The organism is Pseudofrankia inefficax, assembly GCF_000166135.1.
In the GTDB taxonomy this organism is placed as follows: Bacteria; Actinomycetota; Actinomycetes; order Frankiales; family Frankiaceae; genus Pseudofrankia; species Pseudofrankia inefficax.
Map to the genome: position 1 here is coordinate 4,243,969 of NC_014666.1, position 24,065 is coordinate 4,268,033.

The following is a 24,065-nucleotide window of genomic DNA, read 5'->3' on the forward strand; positions in this document are numbered from 1 at the left end:
AAAGCCCCCATGGCGGATTCGACCAGCGGTCCCCTGCGCGGCATCCGCGTTCTTGAACTGGCGGGCATTGGTCCCGGCCCCTATGCGGCCATGGTGCTGGCCGACCTCGGCGCGGACGTCCTGCGCGTCGAGCGGCCCGGCCAGGCGCGCGACGTCGCCGAGCCCGTGATTCTCCGTGGCCGCAGGCGAACCGTCCTCGACCTCAAGAAGGCGGCCGACCGCGAGGCGTTCCTCGCGCTGTGCGAGCGCGCCGACGTCCTCATCGAGCCCTACCGGCCAGGAGTAGCCGAACGCCTCGGCGTCGGCCCGGACGTCTGCGGGCAGCGAAACCCGCGGCTCGTCTACGCGCGGATGACCGGCTGGGGCCAGGACGGCCCGTGGGCGCAGGCGGCGGGACACGACATCACCTACATCGCCGTCACCGGCGCGCTCCACGGGATCGGCCGCGCGGGCGGCCCGCCGCAGCCGCCCATCAACCTGCTCGGTGACTTCGCCGGCGGGTCACTGTTCCTCGTCATCGGCGTACTGGCCGCGCTTCTCGAACGCGAGACCTCCGGGCAGGGAGACGTCATCGACGCGGCGATCGTCGACGGGACGGCCCATCTGACGACCTACGTTCTCGGCCAGCTCGCGCGTGGGCTCTGGAACGAGAAGCGTGGCGGCAACCGCCTCGACACGGGTCAGCCGAACTACGACGTCTACGCCACCGCGGACGACCGCTGGATGGCGGTCGGCGCGCTGGAGCCGCAGTTCTACGCGGAGTTGTTGCGGGTCCTCGGGATCGACGCCGCCGCCCTGCCCGCACCGAACGACCCCGCCGGCCTGGCCGAGGTACGTGCGGCCCTGAGCGCGCGGTTCGCCGAACGCACCCGCGACGAGTGGACGGCGGCGTTCGCCGGCACCGATGCCTGCGTGTCGCCCGTGCTCACCTGGAACGAGGCACCCGCGAATCCTCAGCTCGCCGCGCGCGGGACGCTCGTCGAGCGCGCCGGCGTCTGGCAGCCCGCGCCCGCACCCCGGTTCACCCGCAGCCCACTCGACCTCCCGGACGCACCGCCCGCCGCTCCTGAGGACGCACGCGGGGTGCTCTCGGATTGGCGCCGCGCGGCCGCGACCGGCGCCTCGTCCCTGTCCGTCAGCGAACAAAGAACCTAGGCTGCGGCGGCGGACCTTGCTGAGGAGGACACATGGGCCAGCTGGCCGACGACGGCAGGTATGTGGTCGATGCCGAGGACCGGCGCCGGTTCGCTGAAGACGGCTTCGTCCACCTGGCCGGGGTCCTCACCGCCGCCGAGGTCGACGAGCTGGAGGTCGTCTACGACCGGTTCCTGCGCCGCGAGATCGAGGTGCCCGGCAAGGACTACTGCGACATGGCCGGCGACTACGGCCGCGACCCGTCCGACTACTCGATCGTCAACGTCATGCTGCCCCGCCGGTACTTCCCGGCCTGGCGCGACAACGTCTACGAACGCCGGACCGCGGACATCGCCCGCCAGCTGTGCGGCGACGGCATGACCATCGACTACGACCAGCTGCTCGCGAAGCAGCCCCACAAGACCGACGCGGTGTTCGCCTGGCATCAGGACATGGCCTACTGGCCGCCCACCGAGGACCGGCGCACCGCGACCTTGTGGCTGGCCGTGGACGAGTCCACCCTCGCGAACGGCTGCATGCGTTTCGTACCGGCGACGACCCACGAGGCCCAGCTGCGCGCGCACGCCCCGGTGTTCGGCGGCCGCGGGGAGTCGCACGCGCTCGGGACCGAGCTGCGCCCCGGCGACGACGTCGTCCCCACCCCGATCGGCCGGGGTGACTGCACCGTGCACAACGAGCGCGTGATGCACGGCTCGGGCGGCAACAGCACCGACGGCTTCCGCCGGGCCTACATCCTCGCCTACCGCTCCGAGGCCACGGTGCGGATCGAACGCGACCTCGGCTTCACCCACAGCCACAACGACGAGGCGGACGTGCTCGACGCCGTCGGCGTGGCGGGGGAGACCGCGTAGGCGTACCTCGCGCCGGCAAGGCCCCGAAGCCTCTGGCGCCTCATCGGGGCGCACACGTGCTTATGGCCGTCGACCAGGACGACCGGACGACGGTATCTGGGCGCGGATGGCGTCGAGAGTGGTGGCGAGGGCGATGGTCTCGTCCAGGGGTATCGCCGGGCTCTCGGTCAGCCCCGCGCCGAGGCAGCGGTGCACCTCGGCGATCTCGAACTGCAGCCCGTTGCCCTCGTGCGAGCAGTCAATCTTCTCGGCCCCGCCGGGACGGGTATTGACGGTGAGAGAAGTAGGGCAGTGCATGAACGCCGGGATGTCAATCGACCCGTCGGTACCGGCGATACGCGCCGTGCAGTTCAGCGTCACCCGAATCGCCGCCTTGACGACGCCGATCGTGCCACCGGGATAGCAGAGAACCGCGGCGACCTGCTCGTCGACCCCGGTCGCGCCGATGACGCCGACCGCGCTGACGTGCTCCGGTGTGCCGAGCACGAGCGAGCACAGCTGGACCGGGTAGATGCCGAGGTCGAGCAAAGCGCCGCCGCCACGTTCCGGGTCGAAGAGGCGCTCCTCTCGCCGCAACGGCCACCGCATGCCGAAGTCCGCCTCCACCAGCAGCGGCTGGCCGATGCGTCCGCCGGCGAGGACGTCCGCGAGCGAGCGGTAGGCCGGCAGGAAACGGCTCCAGAGCGCCTCCATCAGGAACAGCCCGCGCGCCCGAGCCTGCGCGGCCATCCGCTGGGCCTGCGCGGCGTTGAGCGCGAACGGCTTCTCGCAGAGGACGTGCTTGCCGGCCTCCAGAAAGGCGACGGTGTCCTGCTCGTGCCGCGACGCCGGGGTCGCGACGTAGACCACGTCGACGTCGGGGTCGGCGGCCAGCGCGTCGTAGCTGCCATACCGGTTCGGGATATCGAACTTGTCACCAAAGGCCGTCGCGCGCTCGATCGAGCGCGACGCGACCGCCGTGATCTCCCCGTCTTCGACGAGCCGCATCGCTTCCGCGAATCCGGCCGCGATCTCGCCCGGACCGACCACACCCCAACGAATCATGGTGATCACCCTTCTCGTTGGCTCGTTGCCAAGGCCAGCCACGGGCGCGTGAGGCCGCGGGGGCCGGCAAACGGCAGAGCATCGGATACTAGCGCGAGCAAGTAGCCGTGTGGTGTGAGGTCGGCTGGCCGGTACTTGCGCGCACTAGTTCTCGCCGTTAGCGTCGCTCCTCGCTAGCGGCGAAGCGTCGGTGGGTTCCGTTGAAGATCGAGGTCACGTGACCGAACCTTGGCAGGCTGCCTTCATCACGTCTCCCACCGACGGCTCCGGGCCGCCGGCGGCGTCGAGCCCGGCGCCTTACCTGCGCCGTGTGTTCGCCGTGGGCCCCGGCTTACGGAGAGCGACCCTGCGCGTCACCGCGCTGGGTCTGGTCGAGGCGTACATGAACGGCACCCGGGTGGGCGACGAGGTCCTCGCCCCCGGCTGGACGTCCTACCATCACCGCCTGGTCGTCGGCAGTCACGACGTCACGGACCTGCTGGCGGCGGGCGCCAACGCGCTGGGCCTGATCCTCGGCGAGGGCTGGGCCGTGGGCCGGCTGACCTGGGAGGAGGGCAAACGGGCCGTCTGGGCCGACCGGCCCGCCGGTTTCGCGCAGCTGGAGCTCGACTACGGCGACCGCGTGGAGGTCGTCGGCAGCGGCGCCGACTGGCGGGCGGGCACCGGGGCGATCCTCGCGGACAGCCTCTACGACGGCGAGACGTTCGACGCCCGCCGGGAGCCGGCAGGCTGGTCCGAGCCGGGCTTCGACGACTCGGGCTGGTCGCTCGTCGAGGTCGTCGACCGTGACCTGACCACATTGGTCGCCCCGAGCGCGCCGCCGATCCGACGGGTACAGGAGCTGCCCGCGGCCGAGGTCCTCACGACCCCGGCCGGGCGGACGGTCGTCGACTTCGGCCAGAACCTGTCCGGCTGGGTCCGGCTGACCGTGCGCGGCGAGGCCGGCACCGTCCTCACCCTGCGGCACGCCGAGACGATGATCGACGGCGAGGCCGACTTCCGGACCAACCGCACGGCGCTCGCGACCGACCGGTACATCCTGCGCGGCGGCGGCCCCGAGACCTGGGAACCGCGTTTCACCTTCCACGGTTTCCGCTACGTCGACGTCGAGGGCTGGCCCGGTGTGCTGGACCCAGGCGCGCTGACGGCCGTGGTCATCCACTCGGACCTGCGGCGCACCGGCTGGTTCGAGACCTCGAACGAGCTGGTGAACCAGCTGCACCGCAACGTCGTCTGGTCCATGCGCGGCAACTTCGTGGGCGTGCCGACCGACTGCCCGCAGCGTGACGAACGGCTCGGCTGGACCGGCGACCTCAACGCCTTCGCCCCGACCGCGGCCTTCCTCTACGACGTGGGCGCCATGCTGGGCTCGTGGCTCACCGACCTCGCCGCCGAGCAGCGAGCGCAGGGCCACGTGCCGCTGGTCGTCCCGGACGTCGGCGGGATGCCGATCTCGACGCCGACCGCGCTGTGGGGCGACGTCGCGGTCAGCCTCCCGTGGACGCTGTACCAGCAGTACGGCGACCCGGAGATCCTCACCCGCCAGTACGGGTCCATGCGGGCCTTCGTCGACAGCGTGGCAAGCAGGCTGGACGAGCGGGGCCTGTGGAGCACGGGGTTCCAGTTCGGCGACTGGCTCGACCCGGACGCACCGCCGAACAACCCGGCCGGCGGCAAGACGGACCCCTACCTCGTCGCGAACGCCTACCTCTGCCGGGTGACCTGGCAGCTGGCCCAGGCCGCCGAGATCCTGGGCCAGGCCGGTGATGCCGAGCGCTATTCAGCGTTGCACGAGCGGGTTCGCGGGGCGTTCCGCGACGAGTGGGTCACCCCCGCCGGCCTGGTCGCGAACGACACCGTGACCGCCTACGCGCTGGCGATCTGCTTCGACCTCCTGGACCCGGCCCAACAGGCCCGCGCCGGGCGCCGCCTCGCCGACCTGGTCACCAGGGCCGAGTACCGGATCAGCACCGGCTTCGCCGGCACGCCCCTGGTCGGGCACGCCCTCAGCCGCACCGCCCAGCTCGACACCGCCTACCGGCTGCTGCTGCGCACCGAATGCCCGTCCTTCCTCTATCCCGTGACGCAGGGCGCGACGACGATCTGGGAACGCTGGGACGCGATCCAGCCGGACGGCACGCTGAACGACACCGGCATGACGTCGCTCAACCACTACGCCCTCGGCGCGATCGCCGACTGGCTGCACCGTGTCGTCGGCGGCCTCGAACCCACCGAGCCCGGCTACCGCAGGATGCGGATCGCCCCGAGGCCCGGCGGCGGTCTCACCCACGCCACGCTCGTGCACGACACGCCGCACGGGCAGGTGCGCGTCGCGTGGCGGCTCGGACCCGCCGGCTCCGTGACGCTCGACGCCACCATCCCGCCGGGCACGGCCGCCGACGTCGTGCTGCCCAACCATCCCGACCAGCTGACGGTCTCGGTCGGGCCCGGCACCCATCAGTGGCGGTACGAGATTCCGGTGCCGGCGCCGCGTGCCTACTCCCTGGACACGCCGCTCAAGGAGCTGTTCGCCGACGAGGCGCTCTGGGACCGGCTTCACCGGGTGATCGGCACGCACCTCCCGCAGTTCGCGAACGCCAACAGCGGGTCCGAGCCATCCCTGCCCAACCTGCGCGCCCTGCTGGGGTACTTCGCGGCGAGCGCCCCCGGCCTCGAGGCCGACCTGGTCGCCACTCTTCAGACAGAGCCCGCCCAAAGCTGACGTCGATCATCGACAAGGGGACATCACATGGCACGCATCGAGCCGCTTCCGCTCAAGCAGTGGCCCAAGGAGATGCGGCAGGTGTTGGCCGCCCTGGAGCCGCCGGGCACGCCTGCTCGGCTGTCCCCTGAGGGCCGTTCGAAGGCTCTGAACACGCTTGGGGTCTATGCGCACCACACGACGCTGGCGCAGGCGTTCTTCACGTTTAACGGGCACATCCTGTCGACGAGCACGTTGTCCGACCGTCAGCGTGAGCTGATCGTGCTGCGGGTCGCCGCGCTGCGCAAGGCGGGTTACGAGTGGTTGCAGCACACGTTCATCGCGCGGGACGCGGGCCTGTCGGATGAGGAGATCCAGCGGATCGCGCTTGGGCCGGACGCGCCGCTGTGGGATCCGCTGGACGCGGCGACGTTGCGGGCGGTGGACGAGTTGATCGCCGATGGGAAGATCGGTGACGGGACGTGGGCTGTTCTGGTGGAGAAGCTTGAGGTCAAGCAGATCCTGGACGTGATCTTCACGGTGGGTGCGTATGAGACGCTCGCCTACATGATCAGTTCGTTCGACATCGAGATCGACGAGGACCTGCGCGAGGCGATCGGCCGCCGCCAGTCGTAGGCCGGCTCAACAGCGGCCTCAACAGCGGTCTCGGCGGCGGACGGTCAGAACACCACTTCCAAGGTGTCCTGACCGCCGCGGCCGCTCGTCAGTCCCGCGGGTCGGCGAACTCGAGGCACCAGGTCCAGCGGTACTCGCCGGCGGAGATCCGGTGCTGGGGGAGCGTGTCGGGCCCGAGGGCCGCGGTGCCGAGGCCCCGGTGGGCGAGGTCGAGGTGGACGAAGGTCTCGCCGCGCGGGGTGAGCTCCCAGACGTGTCGGGCAGCCTCCAGGTCGGTGGCCTGGAAGTGCGAGACGTTCAGCTGCATCGGCCGGTCCGGGCTGACGGTGATCTGGTGGCCGCCGGGGCCGGTGAGCGTCAGCTCGCGGACGTCGGCCCGGCCGCCGTTCTCCTGCGGGAGCAGGTAGGGCACAAACAGGTCGCCGACCTCGGCGGTCCAACGGCCGAGCAGTCCTGATCGCTTGCGGTCCGGGTAGGTCTCGTGGGGCCCGAGGCCGAGCCAGCTCAGGTGCTCGTACCCGGGGACCGTGGCGAAGACGATGCCCAGCCGCGGAACGTCGTCCAGCTCCGTCGGCAGGACCACGTGCTCGTCGAACCGGAACGTGGTGTCCGACAGGGCGGTGATCTGCTGCTGGTGTTCGATCACCGCGCCGTAGGCGGCGGTGTAGCGGCTGACGATCGCCGCGGTCGACCCGGTGGTCTTCTGGTCGAGGACGGTTCGGGTGACGCGGAACAGGCCGGTGCGCACGAACCGGGAGTCCAGGGGGAAGGACGCGTCGTTGTCGGTCGGCGCCCGCCAGAACGACAGCACGGGTGGGGCGCTGAGGGCAGGGTGGAGCAGCAGGCCGTCATCGTCCAGCGTCAGCACGCCGGTTGCGGGACGCGGTTCGGACCAGGTGGGCACGGCCCGGTCGAGCGGGACCTGAAGGCGGGCGAGCTCGGTGCCCTCCTCGGCCCACGGGGTGGTTTCGGCCAGGTGGACGACGAGGGTGAGAGCGACGGCGTCCGGCCGGGCGAGCTGCTCGACCACGGCAGCGGGCAGGTCGAGGCGGCCCTCACCCCCGGCGGGGATCGCCGGCGGCGCGACCAGGACAGCCTCGCCGGGGCCGTCGACCCCTTCGACCTGCAGCGCGAGGCGGAGCCGGGACAGGTCCTCGAACGTCTGCCGGTTCCGCAGCCGGACCCGGCCGAGCAGGGCCTCGTCCGCGCCGGACACGACGCGGACGGGGGCGAAGAGGTGGCGTGCCTCGTGGAAGGCGGGCTTGGGACTGTCGTCGGAGAAAAGGACGCCGTTGATGCAGATGACGCCGTCGTTGGGCTGGTCGCCGAAGTCCCCGCCGTAGCGGAACCGGCCGTCGCCGTCGGGGTCCAGCCCGTGGTCGTAGAGCTCCCAGATGAACCCGCCCTGCAGGCCGGGGGTGGACTCGAACAGGTCCCAGTAGGCGCCGAGCCCGCCGGTCGAGTTGCCCTGCGAGTAGGCGTACTCGCAGGCGATGACCGGCCGGTCCGCGTCGGGGTGCGCCGCGTAGGCCCGCAGCGCGTCGAGGACGGGGTACATGGGGCAGACGACGTCGCTGGCGTGGTGGCCGCCGAACCAGTCGTCGTTGATCGCCCCTTCGTAGTGCAGCGGCCGGGTCGGGTCGTACCGGCGGGCCCAGCCGGCGGCGGCGTCGTGGTTGGCGCCGTAGCCGCTCTCGTTGCCGAGTGACCAGAGGAGCACCGAGGGGTGGTTCTTGTCGCGCAGCACCATCCGGGACACCCGGTCGACGAACGCCCCGAGGTAGCGCGGGTCGGCGCTGACGGTCCCGGGATAGGCGTGGGCCTCGATGTTCGCCTCGGCCACGACGTACAGGCCGTACTCGTCGCACAGGTCGAGGAAACGCGGGTCGTTCGGGTAGTGGGACGTGCGGACCGCGTTGATGTTGAACGTCTTGAGCAGGCGCAGCTCGGCGCGGATCTGGTCTTCGGTGATGACCCGGCCGGTCCGCGCGTTGAAGTCGTGCCGGTTCACCCCCTGAATCCACACCCGGCCGCCGTTGACCAGCAGATCCCGGCCGCGGATCTCGACCCGGCGGAAACCCACCCGGACCGTGACCCGCTCGACGACCTCGCCGCCCGGCGCGACGAGCTCGACCTCCAGCGGATACAGACAGGGGTTCTCCGCCGACCACGGCGTGACCGCGAGGCCCTCGCTCTCGAAACGCACGAGGCCGGCGCGGGGCGGCAGCGCGCGGTCCTGCATCCGGCGCGCTCGCACCCGCTGCTCGTCGGACAGCGGCGCTCCCGACGGGGCCAGCGACAGCAGATCCAGCAGCCCGGCGGGGATCACCGAAGGCGGCGGCTGCTCGGGGTACCCGGAGTCGGCGCTGCCCTGCGGAACGCCCGCTCCCGCGCTTCCGCCCGGGACGCCCAGCGGCGCCGGTGCGAACAGATCGGCGAGACGGGTGCGTACCGTCCAGCCGGGCGCGGGCTCCCCGCAGCCGCCGACGGTCACGTCCAGCCGCAGCCGGCCGGCCGCCGTCGTGGCGTCGAAGTCGGCCACGGCCTGGAGGTCGGCGAGGTAGGTGGGGGCGGTGGTGTAGAGGTACACCGAGCGGGCGAGGCCGCCGTGCCACCACTGGTCCTGGTCCTCCACGTAGGTGGCGTCCGACCATTTCACGACCGTCAGCTCCAGGTCGTTCACGCCTGGCCGGACGAATCCGGTGACGTCGAACTCGGCCGCGAGGTGCGAGTCCTTGCTGAACCCGACGTCGTGGCCGTTGAGTCGAACCAGCAGCGCGCTCTCCGCCGCGCCGACGTGCAGGACGACCCGCCGCCCCGCCCACTCGCCCGCGGTGAACCGGCGCCGGTAGACCCCGGTCGGGTTCGCCGCCGGCGGGTGCGGGTAAGGGGCGTCGAACGGCAGGATGACGTTCGTGTACTGCGGACGATCCCCGCTGTCCTGCATCGTCCACAGACCCGGCACCTCGACAGGCCGCCACTGCTCGGCGCGTTCGGCGCGGGGGTCGGGCAGCAGCTGGAAATCCCAGACGCCGTCCAGCACGAGCCGCTCGGGATGCGGCGCCGCGTGCATCGGCACGCGGTTCCAGGAGACGAGCTCGGGCGCGTCCCAGGGCTGGACGGCGGCCAGGCCGGCCACGTTCACGGTCATTCTTGGCCGCTCTCCTTCATCGAGTCGTTGGTGGTGCGCGGCAGGTGCTCCTGGACAGGAATCAGCGAGGTTCCGCCGACCGGCCGGCAGAGGTGAACGACGCCGTCCCGTCCGGTCGCGGCGCGATAGTCGCCGAGGACCGCCCCCGCGAACGCGTCGGCCGATTGGGCGTCGACCAGCGCGAGGACGCAGCCGGCGAAGCCGCCGCCGGTCATCCGGGCGCCGTGGCAGCCTGGAGCGGTGCGGCAGGCGGCGACGGCCGCGTCGAGCTCGGGGCCGCAGACCTCGAAGTCGTCACGCAGGGACCGGTGACCGTCGAGCAGCACCGCCCCGGCGCGGGCGAGGTCCGAGCGCGCCAACGCGGCGACGACGTCCCGGACCCGCGTGTTCTCGGTGACGAGGTGCCGCGCCCGGCGCAGCTCCACCGGATCGAGGCGGTCCGCCGCGTCGGCCGGCAGGTGGTCTCCGAGGTCGCGCAGGCTGGCGACGCCGAGCCCGGCGGCGGCGCGCACGCACTCGGCGCGGCGCTGGCCGTAGGCGCTGGTCACCAGCTCCCGGCGGGTGCCGGTGTCCACGATCGCCACGACCACCGAGTCCGGCACCGCGACCGGGAGCATCGTGAGATCACGGAAGTCGATCCGCAGCGCGTGGCCGGCCGTCGAGGCGGCGCAGGCCAGCTGGTCGAGCAGCCCGGTCGCGGCGCCCACCCAGTGGTTCTCCGCCCGGTGGGCGAGCCTGGCCGCCGCGACCGGGTCCCAGTCTCGCCGCCAGGTGACCGCGCAGGCACGGGCGACGGCCAGCTCCAGGGCCGCGGACGACGACAGTCCGGCGCCGGCCGGCAGATCGCTGGCCAGCGACCCGTACCACCCTCGGGACGCGCCGGCGCCCGCGGCGGCCCCCATCGCCGCGACCACGCCCTCGACGTACCCGGCCCAGCCGGCCTGCGCCCGCGCCGCCCGGCCCGGCGGACCGGACGCGGACAGCGCGGGTGGTGGCAGGTGCACACGTGCCGGCGCCTCGCGATCCTCGGAGAACACCTCGATGAGCGCGCCGGCCTCCTCCGCCGGGCTGAACGCGAGGCACAGCTCCAGGCCGACGGCCAACGGCAGGCAGAGCCCGTCGTTGTAGTCGGTGTGCTCGCCGATCAGGTTCACCCGGCCGGGCGAGCGCACCAGGTAGCGGGGCGCGGCGCCGAAGGTCTCGACGAACGCCGCCACGGCCCGCCGCGCGGCGTCCGGGGCCTCGGCCGTCACGACGACCCCACGACGGCGCGCAGCATCGCCGCTGCCCGCTCCGGGGTGATGTCGCGCTGGGCGCCGGCGAGCATCTCGTAGCCGACGAGGAACTTCCGGACGGAGGCCGACCGGAGCAGCGGCGGATAGAAGTGCGCGTGCAGCTGCCAGTGGTCTGGCGCGCCCGACCGGGCCGGGGACGAGTCCGCGGGTCCAGGCGCGCCGTGCCAGCCCATCGAGTACGGGAACGGCACCCCGAACAGGCCGTCGTAGGCCGCCAGCAGGGTACGGATGATCACGACCAGGCTGGCGCGCAGCTCGTGGTCCAGCTCCGGGAGGCCCGCGACGGGGCGGACCGGGACGAGCATCGTCTCGAACGGCCAGACGGCCCAGTACGGCACGACCGCGAGCCAGGCACTGTTCGCGGCCACGACCCGTTCGCCCGCGGCACGTTCGATCTCGGCGTAGTCGACCAGCAGGCGCCGGCCGTGCCGGCGCAGGTAGCCGAGCTGGCGGGCGTCCTCGGCGGCGGGCTCGTCGGGCAGCGAGGCGCTGGCCCAGACCTGGCCGTGCGGATGCGGGCTGGAGGCCCCCATCGCGGCGCCGCGGTTCTCGAAGATCTGGACCCAACGCCACTGCCGGGCCAGCTCGGTGGCCTGGTCGACCCAGGTGTCGACGACCGCGCCCAGCTCGCCGTCGGACATCGCGGCGAGGTGCCGGTCGTGGCGTGGGCCGAAGCACAGCACGCGGCAGACACCGGCCTCCGGCTCGGACCGCAGCAGCTCGCCGACGTCGATCCCGCCGACCGTGAGGATGGACGCCGCGCGCCGGTCCTGGTCAGTGAGAGTTCGGTCGGCGTCGGGCCGCAGGGCCGGGAAGTCGTTGGTGAACACGTACGGGCCGACGTACGCGGGATTCCGGAGCTCGGGTCCGCCGCCGCCGCCTGGATCTCCGAGGTTGCGCAGGTTGCCGGGGCACAGTGGGCACGCCGCGTCGTGGCTGACGGCCTCGGGTGGGCTGACGGCCTGGCTGTCGCCGGACCAGGGCCGTCGATCCCGGCCGGCGGACACCAGAATCCACCTGCCTCGCAACGGATCGAACCGCCGGTGCGACGGCGGGGGAGCGTCGGGCGGCTCGCCACCTGGCGGGTGAGGGGTCAGCGCGTGCACTGGGCCGGTTCCCGGGCTGACGTGCGCACCTCACGCGGCGACACGTGTTCTGAGGCGTCGTTCGGCGGCATCGTCCGGCCTTCCGGTTCACGTGACGGATGGGCTAGTGCGCGCTAGTCACCGCGTACATGTACCAGATGGGGCCGGGTGTGGGCTACTCGCGAACGCTGCCGGGCGTCGGCGGCGGCTAATGCGCGTCCGGCAAGGTTCGCCGGCCCCGGCCGCCGCACCGGTCGTGCGACGGCTGCCGACCGCGGGCCCTCGCTTGCCGGGATCCGATCGGGGCGGGTCGCGCTGTTCCAGTCGTGACGGCTCTTTCGTCGCGACGGTTGCTCCACGGACCGCCGGTCCGTATCGTTACCGGTAAGCGGACCGGCGGTCCGGGCTGTGGCGCCCTCGGGACCCTGACTGTCAACCGGCGCCGAGGCCGGGGCCGCGGGCCGCCGCGGAGCACCATGCCGCCGCCCGTCGCCGTGTGGAAGGGATCTCGCTATGGGCTTCGAAAAGCCTGGCATCACACTGGCCTGCGGTTTACCGCCGGGGCCGGACTTCGCGGACCTCGCGGTGCTGGCCGAACAGCTTGGCTATGCCCGGGTCTGGATCTACGACTCGGCGCCGCTGTGGGAGGACCCCTTCGTCCACCTGGCCCTGGCCGCGCAGCGCACGACCCAGATCGGGCTGGGGACCGCCGTCCTGATTCCCCAGCAGCGCTCCGTCATGGCGATGGCCAGCGCGGTCGCGACCCTCGCCCGGATCTCCGAGGGCAGGTTCCTCGCCTGCTTCGGCACCGGCTTCACCGCCCGCCTCACCGTCGGCCAGCGCCCGATGACCCTGGACGCGCTGGGTGCCTACGTGACCGCGGTGCGCGCGCTGCTGGCCGGCGAGACGGCGGTCGTGGACGGGAAGCCGGTCCGGATGCTGCACGCCGACGGACTCGCGGCGCGGCGCCCGATCGAGGTTCCGCTGTGGCTGAGCGTCTTCGGCCCCCGCGGCACGGCCCTGGCCACCGACCTGGCCGACGGCGTGATCGGCCCACCCCACGCCACCCTGCCGACCGCGACGATCCTGTCCGGCACGGTGCTGGACCCGGGGGAGAACGCCGGGTCGGCCCGCGTCCGCGAAGCCGTCGGGCCCTGGCGGATCGTCGACTGGCACAACGCCTACGCCCGCGGCGGCGCGGCGGCGGTCGACGCCCTGCCCGGCGGCCAGGCCTGGCGCGAGGCCCTCGAGGCGCTCGCCCCCGAGGAGGAGCGTCACCTCCTCACCTTCGAGGGCCACGTCACCCACCTGACCGACCGTGACCGCGGCCTGCTCGACCACATCGACACCCGGATGATGATCGGCGACGCCACCCGCATCGCCAAAAGCCTCACCCGCCTCGGGACGGCCGGCTTCTCCGAGGTCATCTACACCCCGTCCGGGCCGGACATCGCCCGAGAACTGACCGCGTTCATGGTCGCCCAGCCCGCACCGCTGCCGGCGACGGTCTGACCTTCGACCCGCCGTGCGGCCGCCAAGGCCGTCGCCGACCACGTAGTCGCCGACCTCGTAGAGGAGAGAAGCCCGTGCCCCATTTCGCCAAGCCCTCGGCGGGGAGCTGGACCCAGCATTACCCCGAGCTGGGAACGGCGCCCGTCGACTACACCGACTCCGTCGACCCGGCCTTCTACGAGAAGGAGCGAGTCGCCATCTTCCGCCGGTCCTGGCTGAACGTCGGCCGGGTCGAGCAGGTCCCGCGCACGGGCAGCTACTTCACCAAGGAGCTGGCCGTCCTCGACACCTCGCTGATCGTCGTGAAGGGAGCGGACGGCACGATCCGCGCCTTCCACAACGTCTGCCGGCACCGGGGCAACAAGCTCGTCTGGAACGACTTCCCCGGTGAGGAGTCGTCCGGGGTGTGCCGGCAGTTCATCTGCAAGTACCACGCCTGGCGCTACGACCTGACCGGGAAGCTGACCTTCATCCAGCAGGAGGGTGAGTTCTTCGACGTCGACAAGGAGCAGTACGGCCTCAAGGAGGTCCCCTGCGACGTCTGGGAAGGCTTCATCTTCATCAACCTGGAGCCCCAGGAGAGCCTGACCGAGTACCTCGGCGACCTGGCGAAGGGCATCGAGGGCTACCCGTTCCACGAGATGACCTCGGTCTACACCTACAAGGCCGAGGTGGGCAGCAACTGGAAGCTGTTCATCGACGCGTTCGCGGAGTTCTACCACGCCCCGGTGCTGCACCATAAGCAGGCGGTGAAGAACGAGGCCGAGAAGCTCGTCGGCTACGGGTTCGAGGCGCTGCACTACGAGCTGCGCAGCCCGCACTCCATGGTCTCCTCGTGGGGCGGCATGGCCCCGCCCAAGGACCCGTCCATGGTCAAGCCGATCGAACGGGCGCTGCGCAGCGGCCTGTTCGGCCCGTGGGACCGGCCCGCGATCGACGGCCTGGACCCCCTGCCGCCCTCGATCAACCCGTCCCGGTCGCCGTCGTGGGGCACCGACTCGTTCGAGTTCTTCCCGAACTTCACGCTGCTGTTCTGGGCGCCCGGCTGGTACCTGACCTACAACTACTGGCCGACCGCGGTCGACCGGCACCAGTTCGAGGCGAACCTCTACTTCGTGCCCGCGAAGAGTGCCCGGGAGCGGCTGGCCCAGGAGCTGGCGACCGTCACGTTCAAGGAGTACGCGCTCCAGGACGGCAACACCCTGGAGGCGACGCAGTCGATGCTCGCGTCCCGTGTCGTCTCCGAGTTCCCGCTGTGCGACCAGGAAATCCTGCTCCGGCACCTGCACAAGGTCGTCGGTGACCGCGTCAAGGAGTACACCGATGCCGCTGCCCGCTGAGTTCTCCGACCTGGAGCCGTACCTGGACTGGGCGCTGCCCACCGAGTCCGAGCGCTACGCCCGCCGGCTGGCCTCCTCGCTGGAGGACATGCAGACCTTCTACGACGCGGCGTTCGCCCGCCTCGAAGAAGCCATCGTCTACTGCGACAAGCACCCGTACGACGACCTGCCCGACGACGTCCGCACGCTGCTGCAGCTCATGCAGTCGCTGGTGATGGTCTCGTTCCCGGTCGAGGTCTGGAAGCAGGCCCGGGTGCCCGACAGCGGCGCCGCGTACCTGACCGTCACCGCCGAGCCGGTGGTCTGACCAGCCGAGATCGGAGGAGGTCCGCGATGGCGCTGTATCCCAAGCCCGCCGAGGGAAGCTGGACCGAGCATTTCCCCGGCGTCGGGACGGGCGTGCTCTCCTACGAGGACTGCATCTCACCCGAGTTCTACAAGGCCGAGAGCGAGGCGATCTTCAAGCGGGCCTGGCTGAACGTCGGGCGCGTCGAGGACGTGCCCCGCCCGGGCAGCTACTTCACGAAGGAGATCGAGGTCGCGACGACCTCGCTCCTCGTCGTCCGTGACCTGTCCGGCGAGGTCAGGGCGTTCCACAACGTCTGCCGCCACCGCGGCAACAAGCTGATGTGGAACGACTACCCCCGCGAGGAGACCGCCGGCTCGTGCCGGGCGTTCACCTGCAAATACCACGGCTGGCGTTACGACCTCACCGGCAAGCTCACCTTCGTCCAGCAGGAGGGTGAGTTCTTCGACCTCGACAAGGCCGACTACGGGCTGATCCCGGTGGCCTGCGAGGTGTGGGCGGGTTTCATCTTCATCAACCTGGCCAAGGACCCCGAGCCGCTCCAGGATTTCCTGGGTTCGATGGTCACCGAGCTGACCGGGTACCCGTTCGACGCGCTGACCGAGCGGTACGACTTCACCGCCGACATCCGGTGCAACTGGAAGATCTTCCTGGACGCGTTCCAGGAGTACTACCACGTGCCGGTCCTGCACTCCCAGGAGGCGACCCCCACAGCACGGCCGAAGATGCCCGGGTTCGAGGCGCCGTACTACAACCTCGACGGGCCGCACCGGATGGTCGCCACCTCGGGGGCGCCGCGCCGGCGCTGGCCCGCCGACTACCAGTACCCGATCGAGATCGCGACCCGCAGCGGGCTGTTCGGCCCGTGGAACGAGCCCGACCTCGGCGACGACCTGCCCGGCGTGAACCCCGGCGGAATCAAGGCCTGGCAGATGAGCAACTTCCAGATCTTCCCGAACATGGAGATCCTGATCTGGCAGACCGGCTGGTACATGCTCTACCGCTACTGGCCGACGTCGCACGAGAGCCACCGCTTCGAGGGCTCGCTGTTCTTCCCGCCCGCGAAGACCGCCAGCGACCGTGCCGCCCAGGAATGCGCCGTCGTCATGTTCAAGGAGTTCGCGCTCCAGGACGCCGGAATGCTCGTCGGCACCCAGCAGGGCCTCGCCTCGCGGGCCGTCCGCGACGACTTCCCGCTCAGCGACCAGGAACTGCTGGTGCGCCACTTCCACAACTCGGTCGCCAGCTGGGTCGACGGGTACCAGCGCGAGAAGGCGGGGGTGTGACGCGATGAGCGACCCCGTGCTTCCCGCGGACTTCGCGGACCTGGAACCGTTCGCCGCTACCTGGTGCCTGGCGACCGAGCCGGAACGCTACGCGCGCCGCATGGCCAGCACGATGGCCGAGCTGGAGGCGTTCTACAGCGCCGCGTTCCCGCGCGTCGCGGACGCGCTCGGGTACTGCGACAAGTTCCCGCTCGACGATCTGCCCGACGACGCCCGTCAGCTGCTGCAGCTCGTGCACTCGCTCATCATGGCCGCGATGTGCGTCGAGATCTGGCACCAGCCGAACGTCATCGACGGCGCCGAGGCCGTCCTCGACCGCGTCGCGGAACCACTGCCCTAGCCAGCATTGCCCTAACCACCTGCACACCATTCAGATCCCAGGACACCGGAGGAACACGGATGGCCAAGGGCTACGTCCTGCTCACGGAAGCCATCAAGGACCCGGCCGGCATGGAGGCCTACGGCCGGGCGTCGGCGCCGTCGATGATCGAAAGCGGGGCCAGGGTCCTCGCCGTCGACACGGAGCCCCAGCTGCTCGAAGGCACCTGGCACGGGAACCGGACCGTACTCGTCGAGTTCGCGTCGGTCGAGGCCGCCCAGGCGTGGTACGACTCGGCCGGCTACGAGAAGGCGAAGCCCCTGCGGTGGGCCGCCGCCGACTGCAACGCCGTCATCCTCACCGGCTTCGAGATGCCGGCCCGACGGGGCTGACGGCCCGCGAATCGAAGGCGCCTTCGACCCGGAGCTGCTCCGGGCCGAAGGCGCCTTCCGCGTTCGTCACTACCTGGACGCCGCGGACCGCGATACTCCCTCAGGCCGTGTATTCGTGAGTCCCGGGGCCCACGACGTGCTCCGTGCCGTTCGGCAGCCGCACGTCGGCGGTGGTGTTCGGCGGCAGGGTCACCGTCAGGTGAAGGTCCGTTCCGGTTCGGGTCCAGGAGCTCGCCACCGTGCCGTAGACGCTGGTGTAACGCGCTTGGGCGGACGTCAGGCTGCCGCCCGGCACCGGGGCGATGGTGAAGTGGTTCTCCCCGGTGACGCGCAGGCCGGCGACCGTGTCGAACAGCCACTGGCAGACGGCGCCGGGGGAGTAGTGGTTCCGGCTTTCCTTGCCCTCCCAGTCCTCCCAGACCGTTGTCGCGCCCGCCTTGACCTCGGCGAGCCAGCTCGGCGCGTCCTCGTTGTCCAGCATCCGGTAGGCGATCTCGGGGTGACCGGCCGCGGTGAGCGTCGGCAGCACGAACGGCGTCGACAGGAAACCGGTGTTGACGTGGAAGTCCCGGTTCTTCACCGCCTGCACGAGCCGGTCCTCCAGACGGCGCTTCACGTCGCCGTCGGCGAGGCCCAGCGCGAGCGGGCGCACGAGCTTCGCCTGCCGGTCGGTGTCGAGAGTGCCGTCGCGCAGGAACTGGTGCGTGTACGCGGCCTTCGCGCCTTGGGCGTACTCGGCGAACAGGTCCGCGTCCGCGGTCTCGCCGAGCACGGTCGCGATCTCGGCCAGGTGCGTCATCGTGTAGTGCAGGTAGGCCGTCGCCTCCTCGGGCATCGGCGTGCGGCCGGGGGACGGGTCGCGGAACTCGGCCGCCTCCAGCCAGTCGCCGAGGTGCACGCCCTTCTCGTACAGGTATCGCGCGTGCGGGTTGTCGGCGGCGGCCTCGGGGTCGAGCGGGCCCGCGTTCGTGATCATGAACATCGCGTAGCGGCGCATCGCGTCATAGCAGTCGCGCAGGATGCTCTCGTCGCCGTAGCGCTTCCAGTAGCGGTAGGGGATGAGCACCACCGCGTCGGCCCACCCGACGGAGCCGCCGGTGGTGTCGTAGAGCATCGACGTGCCGTTGTAGGGGATGACGGCGGACAGCTTCCCGTCGGCGAGCTGCCCGTCGCGGACATCCCGCAGCCATTTGCGGAAGAACGCGCCGACGTCCATCAGGTAGGCGGCCGTGTCGAAGAAGACCTGGGCGTCGCCGGTCCAGCCGAGGCGCTCTCGGGTCGGGCAGTCCGTGGGCACGTCGAGGAAGTTGCCCTTCATGCTCCACCGGGTGTTCTCCAGGAACCGGTTGACTCCCTCGTGCGAGGTGACGCACGTGCCGGTCTGCTCCATGGCGGAGTACACCGCGATCGCCTCGAAGTCCGCCGGGTCGATGTCGAGGTCGGTCTCGACGAGGGCGTAGCGGAACCCGAAGACGGCGAAGCGGGTCACGTAGTGGTCGGTGCCGCCGCTGGCGGTGAACACGACCTCCTGCTTCGGCGTGGGCTGCAGCTCGCCCTTGATCTCGCTCTCCTGGCCGGTGAGGAGGAGGATCTCGACGTCGCGGCCGAACTCGTGCACGGGCTTGCGTAGCTGGAAGTTCCGCTGGGTGAACTCGCCGGCCCCGTCGAGGATCTCGCCGAGGCGCAGGGTGAGCCGCTGGCCCGCGCGTCCCGAGACCGTGAAGGCGACGAACCCGGCCAGGTTCTGCCCGAAGTCGAGGACGCGCGCCCCGCTCGGGGTCGTCAGCAGCCGGGCGGGGAACCGTTCGTGCTCGGTCACCGGCACGTTGTCGGCCGCGGTGGGGATCATCGTCTCGGTCGTGATCCGGGCGTGGCCCGAGTAGCTCGGCGCGAGCCGGGCGTCGTAGACCTCGCCGTCCTGCAGGTCGGCGAACCGCACCGGGCCGTCGTCGCTCCACCGGAACCGCTCATCGCTGCCGACGGTCTCGGTGGAGCCGTCCGGATACGTCAGCTCCAGCTGGGCCAGCAGCCTCGTCTCGCGGCCGAACACGTGCGTGGCCCCGAACGCGCCGAGCGACCCGCGATACCAGCCGTCGGCCAGGCGCACCTCCAGCACGTTGTCCGCGGCGAGCAGGCTCGTCACGTCGAAGGTCTGGTAGTGCAGGCGGTGACGGTAGTCGGTGGCACCGGGACCGAGACGGGCCTCGCTCACCGGCTCGCCGTTCAGCACGGCCTCGTAGACGCCGGCCGCGGTGATGTACAGGCGGGCGGCCAGGACCGGCTCCCGTACGCGGAAGTCGCGGCGGAAGTGGTCGACCGGGTAGCGCACGTCGGGCTCGGGCGTGTAGTCACCGGTGATCCACTCGGCGGTCCAGTCGGCCGGGTCGAGCAGTCCCAGCTCGAACCACGACTCGGCGGGCGGTCCCGCGGCGCCGGCCTCGTCCCAGAGGACGACCGACCAGTCGACGCGGTCGCGGCTGCCCAGCGGGACGCCCTCATACCGAACGTGGGTCATCCGTGACGAGGCGACCTTGCCGGTGTCCCACACCGTCTCGCCGCCGCGGCGGGCCACGACCTGGTAGGCCGTCTGCCGCAGGCCGCCGTCCGCGTTCCAGTAGAGGCGGGGCGCGGTGATCCCCAGGCCGAGCGGCTCGGTGAGGTACTCGGTGCGCAGCCGGATCGCTCTCATCGCCTGCCCTGTTCGTCGCTGGACGTCGGGCCGCTCTCGGCCGACGGCGGCTTCCCCGTGGTCCTCGTGCGAAGATCCCGTCGTAACTAGCGCCCGCTAGCGTGGCGACGAAGCTACCAGCGGTCCGCTAGAGCGGGCAAGTTTCGTCGACACTGTTCCAACAAGAGTGATGCATCTATATTGATGGAATCTGGCGAGGCGTTCCGCCCGGCCGCACGGCCGCCGCCGCACCGCCCGCCAAGCCCGAACGGAGGAGGTAGACCATGTCGATCGCCCTGGACCGCCGGACCCGTCTCGACTCGGACCTGCGCACGTTAGGGATGGCGGAGTTCCTCGCCGGTGACTTCCCGGATCTCGTCGTGCGCCACGGCGCCCTGGTGGCGCGCGGTGTCGAGGCGTTCGGCGCGCCGCCGCTCGCCATCGAGACCGCCGACGGTTCCTGGTCGTTCGCCGCCGACGGCGGCACGCTGGCCGTCTCGCCCGGAGTCGCGCCCGGTGCGCTCGTGGTGACGCTCGACGGGGACGCGTTGTCCGACTGGTTGCAGAACCAGCGCTCGTTCAACGCGATGATCACCGCCCGCGAGCTGCGGTATCGCGGTGGCGGCGAGTGGGACGTGTCGGTCTGGGACTCGCTGTGGCTCACGCTGCTGGAGGGCTGGCCGGTCGTGGACGACGGGATCGAGTTCCTCGACCGCCACGGGGCACCGCTGGACCTCGGCCGCGTGCTCACCCCGGACGACGACCCGGCCGAGGTCGCGCACTTCCTGCGCGAGGCCGGGTTCCTGCACCTGCGCGGCTGGCTCGACCCGGCCGACATGCGGAAGGTCTCGGACGAGATCGACCGCGCGCTCCCGGACTACCACGAGGGTGACGGCCGGTCCTGGTGGGCGACCGTCGCCGGCGGGACCCGTCGCTGCGTCCGGCTCCAGGAGTTCGTCGAGAGGTCCCCGACGACCGCGGCGATCCTGAACGGCGCCCGCTGGGACCAGCTGCGCCGCATGCTGGCCGGCGACGACGAGCTCGTCCGTAAGACCGGTGCCCGTGGCCTGGAGGCACTCATCAAGCCGCGCGACGTCGTCGCCGGCGCGTCGGACGTGAGCTTCCACCGGGACTGCCACTTCGGCCGGCACGCCTACCAGTGTTCCGGCACCGTCGTGGGTATCGCCGTCACCGCCAGCGGCGAGGCGAACGGGCAGCTACGCGTCGTCGCGGGCTCCCACCGGGTGCTGATGCCGGTGGAGATCGCCAAGACCAGGCCCTACCTGCCCGTCGTCGCCGTGCCGACCGAACCGGGAGACCTCACCGTGCACCTGAGCTGCACGCTGCACGAGTCGACCCCGCCGCTCCTGGCGGAACGCCGCGTCATGTACACCGGCTTCTCGCTCGCCCCGCGCGAGCCGGCGGCCGGCGGCAGCCAGGCGCTCTCCGACCTGCGCGAGCGGGTGTCCCGGCTGCTGCTCGAACAGGGCTCCCGGCCATGACCGCCACCCGCGAGAACGCCGATGGCGCGTAGCGACGCGGCGCGGACGTCCGCGCCGCGCACCCTGTTCGGGCACGCCGGCGACGGCGCCTGGCTCCTCGTCGGCGGCTACGTGCTCATCCTCGTCGACGCCGTAGCGCAGAGCCTCACACCCGCGGTGTTCCGGGTCGTCCTCAACCGCATCCAGCACGACCCGCACCAGTTCGTCCGCACCGGCTGGCAGGGGCCGGCGCTGGGCGCGGCAGCCATCGCCGGGACGTTCCTCGTCGCGGCGTACCTGGCGCACACCTGGACCCGCCGCGGTGCGGCGCGGTGGGCCAACAACCTGCGCGGCGCCCTGTACGAGCATGTGCAGCGCCTGTCGATGGACTTCTTCCACCGCTCCCACGTCGGCGACCTCGCCGCCCTGATCAACCAGGACACCGAGCGGCTGGAACTGGCGGTCTGGCAGGGCCTGACGCTGTGGTGGGCGGTGGCGCTGCTGCTCATCTCGGTGGGGCTCATCGCGTGGGTCGACCCGTGGATGGCGCTGCTCGCGGTCGGGCTGCTCGCCGTGGCCGTGGTGTGGACCCTGCTGGTCCTGCCACGGCTGCGCCGCCACACCCGCGACATCCGGGACGAGCTCGGCCGGACCTCCGGGACGCTCGCCGAGATGCTGGGCGTGAACGCGCTCCTGAAGGCGTTCAACGCCGAGGACCACGCGCTGGGCCAGGTCCGCGACGGCACCGAGCGGATTCGCGCCGGCTCGGAGACCTTCGCGCGGCTCCAGCATCGCTACGCCGACCCGCTGGGCTTCCACCTCTCGTTCGTCGCGCCGTTCCTGCTGCTGTTCGTCGGGGCGTGGCGGTCGGCGACCGGAACGCTGGAGATCGGCGACGTGGTCGCCATCTGGGGCTTCTGGATGCGCGGGTCGACCGCGCTGACGGCGGTCATAACGACCCTGCCGGAGGTCCTGGCCGGCATGGCCGCCAGCGAGCGCACCGCGGAGCTGCTCGACGAACGGCCCGCCGTGGCCGACCGGCCCCACGCGCCGGCGCTGGCCGTCACGCGGGGTGGCGTCGCCTTCGAAGGGGTCTCGTTCGCCTACCCGGGACGGGAGTCACGGCTGGTCCTCGACCGGTTCGACCTGACGCTCGAGCCCGGCCAGACGACCGCGCTCGTCGGTCCGTCCGGGGCGGGGAAGTCCACCGTCGCCCAGCTGCTCCTCCGGTTCTTCGACCCGACCGGCGGCCGGGTGACGATCGACGGCCGCGATCTGCGCGAGGTCACCCAGGCCTCGGTGCGCGCCGCCATCGGTGTCGTGTTCCAGGACTCCGTGCTGGTCAGCGGCTCGCTGGCGCGCAACCTGCGACTGGCCAGGCCGACCGCGACCGACGAGGAGATCGTCACCGCGCTGGAGGCGGCGAACGCGTGGGAGTTCGTCCGGGCCTGGGACGACGGCGTCGAGACCGAGCTCGGCGAACGCGGCGTGACCCTCTCCGGTGGCCAGCGCCAACGCCTCGCCATCGCCCGGGTCATGCTGAAGGACCCGGCCATCGTGGTCCTGGACGAGGCGACCAGCGCGCTTGACGCGTCCGGCGAGCGCCTGGTGCTCGGCGCCCTCGACCGGCTGCTCGCCGGCAGGACGTCGCTCGTCATCGCCCATCGCATCGCGACCGTCCGCCAGGCCGACCAGATCGTGGTCGTCGAACGCGGCCGCGTCGGCGACATCGGCACGCACTCCTCGCTGCTGCGTACGTCGGCGACCTATCGCTCCTACTGCCGGGAGCAGGCCGTCGCGTAGGGGCGTCGTGCCCAACCGACGGGTGACACAACCGTGAGGGGTACCAGCGGTGACTCCCGCGCGGCCGAACCCGCGCCTACCGTCGAACCATGACAGGCAACTCCAGTGATCACCGTGGTGAGGTGCGCGAGTTCCTGACCTCGCGCCGAGCGCGGCTGTCCCCGCGGCAGGCGGGGCTGGCCGCGTTCGGCGCCAACCGCCGGGTGCCCGGCCTGCGCCGGGAGGAGGTCGCGGCCCTCGCCGGTGTCAGCGTCGCCTACTACACCCGCCTGGAACGCGGGAATCTCGTCGGCGTCTCCGAGTCCGTGCTCAACGCGGTCGCCGGCGCGCTGCGGCTCGACGACGCCGAGCGGGACCACCTGTTCGACCTGGCCCGGGCCGCCAACCTGTCCGCGTCCGCCCGGTCCGGGGCGAGCGCCACGCGGGCCCGGGTGCCGGCCGGGATCCAGCAGGTGCTCGACGCGATCACCGACGCGCCGGCGGACGTGCGCAACGGCCGGCGGGACATTCTCGCGTCCAACAGGCTCGCCTACGCGCTGTACAGCGAGGTCCACGCCGAGCCGGTCCAGCCGGCGAACCTCGCGCGGTTCACCTTCCTCAACCCGAAGGCGCGGGACTTCTTCGTCGACTGGCCCAAGGCCGCCCATGACATCGTCGCGGGCCTGCGGATCGAGGCCGGTCGCCACCCCTACGACAAGCCGCTGTCGGACCTGGTCGGGGAACTGTCGACCCGCAGCGAGGAGTTCCGCGTCCGGTGGGCGTCGCACAACGTGCGGCACCACACCTCGGGCACGAAGAAGCTGCGCCACCCGGTGGTCGGCGAGATCGAGCTCGCGTTCCAGGCGTTCGCGCTGCCCGGCGACGCCGGCCTGAACCTGTTCGTCTACACGGCCGCGCCGGACTCCCCGGCGCAGGAGGCGCTGCGGTTCCTGGCCAGCTGGGCCGACGGCCAACCCCCGGCCCCAGCGGGCGGAATCTCGTCGCGCGACGGCGACCCGGCTGGCGCGCCCTCGCGTGCCGCCAACGCCTGATCCCCGCG

General features: G+C 71.6%; 18 protein-coding genes. 13 read left to right on the forward strand and 5 right to left on the reverse strand.

Annotated features, from left to right (window positions below; all coding sequences use genetic code 11):
* Positions 1-9: 9 nt before the first annotated feature.
* A complete protein-coding gene (locus FRAEUI1C_RS17105) occupies positions 10-1,155 on the forward strand; it encodes a CaiB/BaiF CoA transferase family protein (RefSeq protein WP_013424569.1) in 1,146 nt (381 codons plus the stop codon).
* 32 nt (positions 1,156-1,187) lie between these two features.
* Positions 1,188-2,006 carry a phytanoyl-CoA dioxygenase family protein gene (locus FRAEUI1C_RS17110; RefSeq protein ID WP_013424570.1) on the forward strand — a complete coding sequence of 273 codons (819 nt, stop codon included), beginning with the start codon at positions 1,188-1,190 and terminating at the stop codon, positions 2,004-2,006.
* A 60-nt stretch (positions 2,007-2,066) separates the two neighbouring features.
* Here the strand turns inward: FRAEUI1C_RS17110 and FRAEUI1C_RS17115 are convergent, their stop codons facing one another.
* Entirely contained in the window at positions 2,067-3,050 is a 984-nt protein-coding gene (locus tag FRAEUI1C_RS17115; RefSeq protein WP_013424571.1) for a Gfo/Idh/MocA family protein, read from the reverse strand.
* 217 nt (positions 3,051-3,267) lie between these two features.
* Between FRAEUI1C_RS17115 and FRAEUI1C_RS17120 the strand changes: the two genes are divergently transcribed.
* Positions 3,268-5,772: an alpha-L-rhamnosidase gene (locus FRAEUI1C_RS17120; protein ID WP_013424572.1), complete on the forward strand. Its 2,505-nt coding sequence runs from the start codon at positions 3,268-3,270 to the stop codon at positions 5,770-5,772.
* 27 nt (positions 5,773-5,799) lie between these two features.
* Entirely contained in the window at positions 5,800-6,387 is a 588-nt protein-coding gene (locus FRAEUI1C_RS17125) for a carboxymuconolactone decarboxylase family protein (protein ID WP_013424573.1), read from the forward strand.
* Positions 6,388-6,475: 88 nt separating this feature from the next.
* Here the strand turns inward: FRAEUI1C_RS17125 and FRAEUI1C_RS17130 are convergent, their stop codons facing one another.
* Genes FRAEUI1C_RS17130 through FRAEUI1C_RS17140 form a run of 3 tightly spaced genes read right to left on the reverse strand, consistent with a single transcriptional unit; the run spans position 6,476 to position 11,939 of the window.
* Positions 6,476-9,538 (reverse strand): glycoside hydrolase family 2, encoded by a 3,063-nt coding sequence (locus FRAEUI1C_RS17130; RefSeq protein WP_013424574.1) that lies wholly within the window; start codon positions 9,536-9,538, stop codon positions 6,476-6,478.
* Complete coding sequence (gene galK, locus FRAEUI1C_RS17135; RefSeq protein WP_013424575.1) at positions 9,535-10,791, reverse strand: galactokinase; 1,257 nt, start codon at positions 10,789-10,791, stop codon at positions 9,535-9,537. The genes FRAEUI1C_RS17130 and galK overlap by 4 nt, the downstream gene beginning before the upstream one ends.
* Positions 10,788-11,939, reverse strand: coding sequence for a UDP-glucose--hexose-1-phosphate uridylyltransferase (locus tag FRAEUI1C_RS17140; protein ID WP_013424576.1), 1,152 nt, complete (start codon positions 11,937-11,939; stop codon positions 10,788-10,790). The genes galK and FRAEUI1C_RS17140 overlap by 4 nt, the downstream gene beginning before the upstream one ends.
* A 492-nt stretch (positions 11,940-12,431) precedes the next feature.
* Here FRAEUI1C_RS17140 and FRAEUI1C_RS17145 point away from each other — a divergent pair, with 492 nt between their 5' ends.
* From FRAEUI1C_RS17145 to FRAEUI1C_RS17170, 6 genes are all read left to right on the forward strand, one after another.
* Positions 12,432-13,430, forward strand: a complete 999-nt coding sequence (locus FRAEUI1C_RS17145; protein WP_013424577.1) for an LLM class flavin-dependent oxidoreductase — start codon at positions 12,432-12,434, stop codon at positions 13,428-13,430.
* 74 nt (positions 13,431-13,504) lie between these two features.
* Positions 13,505-14,770: an aromatic ring-hydroxylating oxygenase subunit alpha gene (locus tag FRAEUI1C_RS17150; protein WP_013424578.1), complete on the forward strand. Its 1,266-nt coding sequence runs from the start codon at positions 13,505-13,507 to the stop codon at positions 14,768-14,770.
* Positions 14,754-15,077, forward strand: coding sequence for a hypothetical protein (locus FRAEUI1C_RS17155; protein ID WP_013424579.1), 324 nt, complete (start codon positions 14,754-14,756; stop codon positions 15,075-15,077). The genes FRAEUI1C_RS17150 and FRAEUI1C_RS17155 overlap by 17 nt, the downstream gene beginning before the upstream one ends.
* 26 nt (positions 15,078-15,103) lie before the next feature.
* The gene (locus tag FRAEUI1C_RS17160) at positions 15,104-16,363 is read left to right on the forward strand and encodes an aromatic ring-hydroxylating oxygenase subunit alpha (RefSeq protein WP_013424580.1); all 1,260 of its coding nucleotides are present in this window, start codon (positions 15,104-15,106) and stop codon (positions 16,361-16,363) included.
* A gap of 4 nt (positions 16,364-16,367) precedes the next feature.
* Entirely contained in the window at positions 16,368-16,703 is a 336-nt protein-coding gene (locus tag FRAEUI1C_RS17165; protein ID WP_013424581.1) for a hypothetical protein, read from the forward strand.
* Positions 16,704-16,762: 59 nt separating this feature from the next.
* Positions 16,763-17,074, forward strand: coding sequence for a DUF1330 domain-containing protein (locus tag FRAEUI1C_RS17170; RefSeq protein ID WP_013424582.1), 312 nt, complete (start codon positions 16,763-16,765; stop codon positions 17,072-17,074).
* 100 nt (positions 17,075-17,174) lie between these two features.
* Here FRAEUI1C_RS17170 and FRAEUI1C_RS17175 read toward each other — a convergent pair whose 3' ends face one another.
* The gene (locus FRAEUI1C_RS17175) at positions 17,175-19,763 is read right to left on the reverse strand and encodes a family 78 glycoside hydrolase catalytic domain (RefSeq protein ID WP_013424583.1); all 2,589 of its coding nucleotides are present in this window, start codon (positions 19,761-19,763) and stop codon (positions 17,175-17,177) included.
* Between the two features lie 263 nt (positions 19,764-20,026).
* Between FRAEUI1C_RS17175 and FRAEUI1C_RS17180 the strand changes: the two genes are divergently transcribed.
* The 3 genes from FRAEUI1C_RS17180 (at position 20,027) to FRAEUI1C_RS17190 (ending at position 24,057) form a co-directional block, all read left to right on the forward strand.
* Positions 20,027-21,244 carry a phytanoyl-CoA dioxygenase family protein gene (locus FRAEUI1C_RS17180; RefSeq protein ID WP_013424584.1) on the forward strand — a complete coding sequence of 406 codons (1,218 nt, stop codon included), beginning with the start codon at positions 20,027-20,029 and terminating at the stop codon, positions 21,242-21,244.
* A 21-nt stretch (positions 21,245-21,265) separates the two neighbouring features.
* Positions 21,266-23,026: an ABC transporter ATP-binding protein gene (locus FRAEUI1C_RS17185; protein WP_013424585.1), complete on the forward strand. Its 1,761-nt coding sequence runs from the start codon at positions 21,266-21,268 to the stop codon at positions 23,024-23,026.
* Positions 23,027-23,115: 89 nt separating this feature from the next.
* Complete coding sequence (locus FRAEUI1C_RS17190; RefSeq protein WP_013424586.1) at positions 23,116-24,057, forward strand: helix-turn-helix transcriptional regulator; 942 nt, start codon at positions 23,116-23,118, stop codon at positions 24,055-24,057.
* Positions 24,058-24,065: the final 8 nt, after the last annotated feature.

Excerpts from the sequence above, each read along its gene's own strand:
- FRAEUI1C_RS17105 (WP_013424569.1), top strand. The coding sequence starts at position 10 with ATGGCGGATTCGACCAGCGGTCCCCTGCGCGGCATCCGCGTTCTTGAA.
- FRAEUI1C_RS17110 (WP_013424570.1), top strand. The coding sequence starts at position 1,188 with ATGGGCCAGCTGGCCGACGACGGCAGGTATGTGGTCGATGCCGAGGAC.
- FRAEUI1C_RS17115 (WP_013424571.1), bottom strand. The coding sequence starts at position 3,050 with ATGATTCGTTGGGGTGTGGTCGGTCCGGGCGAGATCGCGGCCGGATTC.
- FRAEUI1C_RS17125 (WP_013424573.1), top strand. The coding sequence starts at position 5,800 with ATGGCACGCATCGAGCCGCTTCCGCTCAAGCAGTGGCCCAAGGAGATG.
- FRAEUI1C_RS17130 (WP_013424574.1), bottom strand. The coding sequence starts at position 9,538 with ATGACCGTGAACGTGGCCGGCCTGGCCGCCGTCCAGCCCTGGGACGCG.
- FRAEUI1C_RS17145 (WP_013424577.1), top strand. The coding sequence starts at position 12,432 with ATGGGCTTCGAAAAGCCTGGCATCACACTGGCCTGCGGTTTACCGCCG.
- FRAEUI1C_RS17155 (WP_013424579.1), top strand. The coding sequence starts at position 14,754 with ATGCCGCTGCCCGCTGAGTTCTCCGACCTGGAGCCGTACCTGGACTGG.
- FRAEUI1C_RS17160 (WP_013424580.1), top strand. The coding sequence starts at position 15,104 with ATGGCGCTGTATCCCAAGCCCGCCGAGGGAAGCTGGACCGAGCATTTC.
- FRAEUI1C_RS17165 (WP_013424581.1), top strand. The coding sequence starts at position 16,368 with ATGAGCGACCCCGTGCTTCCCGCGGACTTCGCGGACCTGGAACCGTTC.
- FRAEUI1C_RS17170 (WP_013424582.1), top strand. The coding sequence starts at position 16,763 with ATGGCCAAGGGCTACGTCCTGCTCACGGAAGCCATCAAGGACCCGGCC.
- FRAEUI1C_RS17175 (WP_013424583.1), bottom strand. The coding sequence starts at position 19,763 with ATGAGAGCGATCCGGCTGCGCACCGAGTACCTCACCGAGCCGCTCGGC.
- FRAEUI1C_RS17180 (WP_013424584.1), top strand. The coding sequence starts at position 20,027 with ATGTCGATCGCCCTGGACCGCCGGACCCGTCTCGACTCGGACCTGCGC.
- FRAEUI1C_RS17185 (WP_013424585.1), top strand. The coding sequence starts at position 21,266 with ATGGCGCGTAGCGACGCGGCGCGGACGTCCGCGCCGCGCACCCTGTTC.
- FRAEUI1C_RS17190 (WP_013424586.1), top strand. The coding sequence starts at position 23,116 with ATGACAGGCAACTCCAGTGATCACCGTGGTGAGGTGCGCGAGTTCCTG.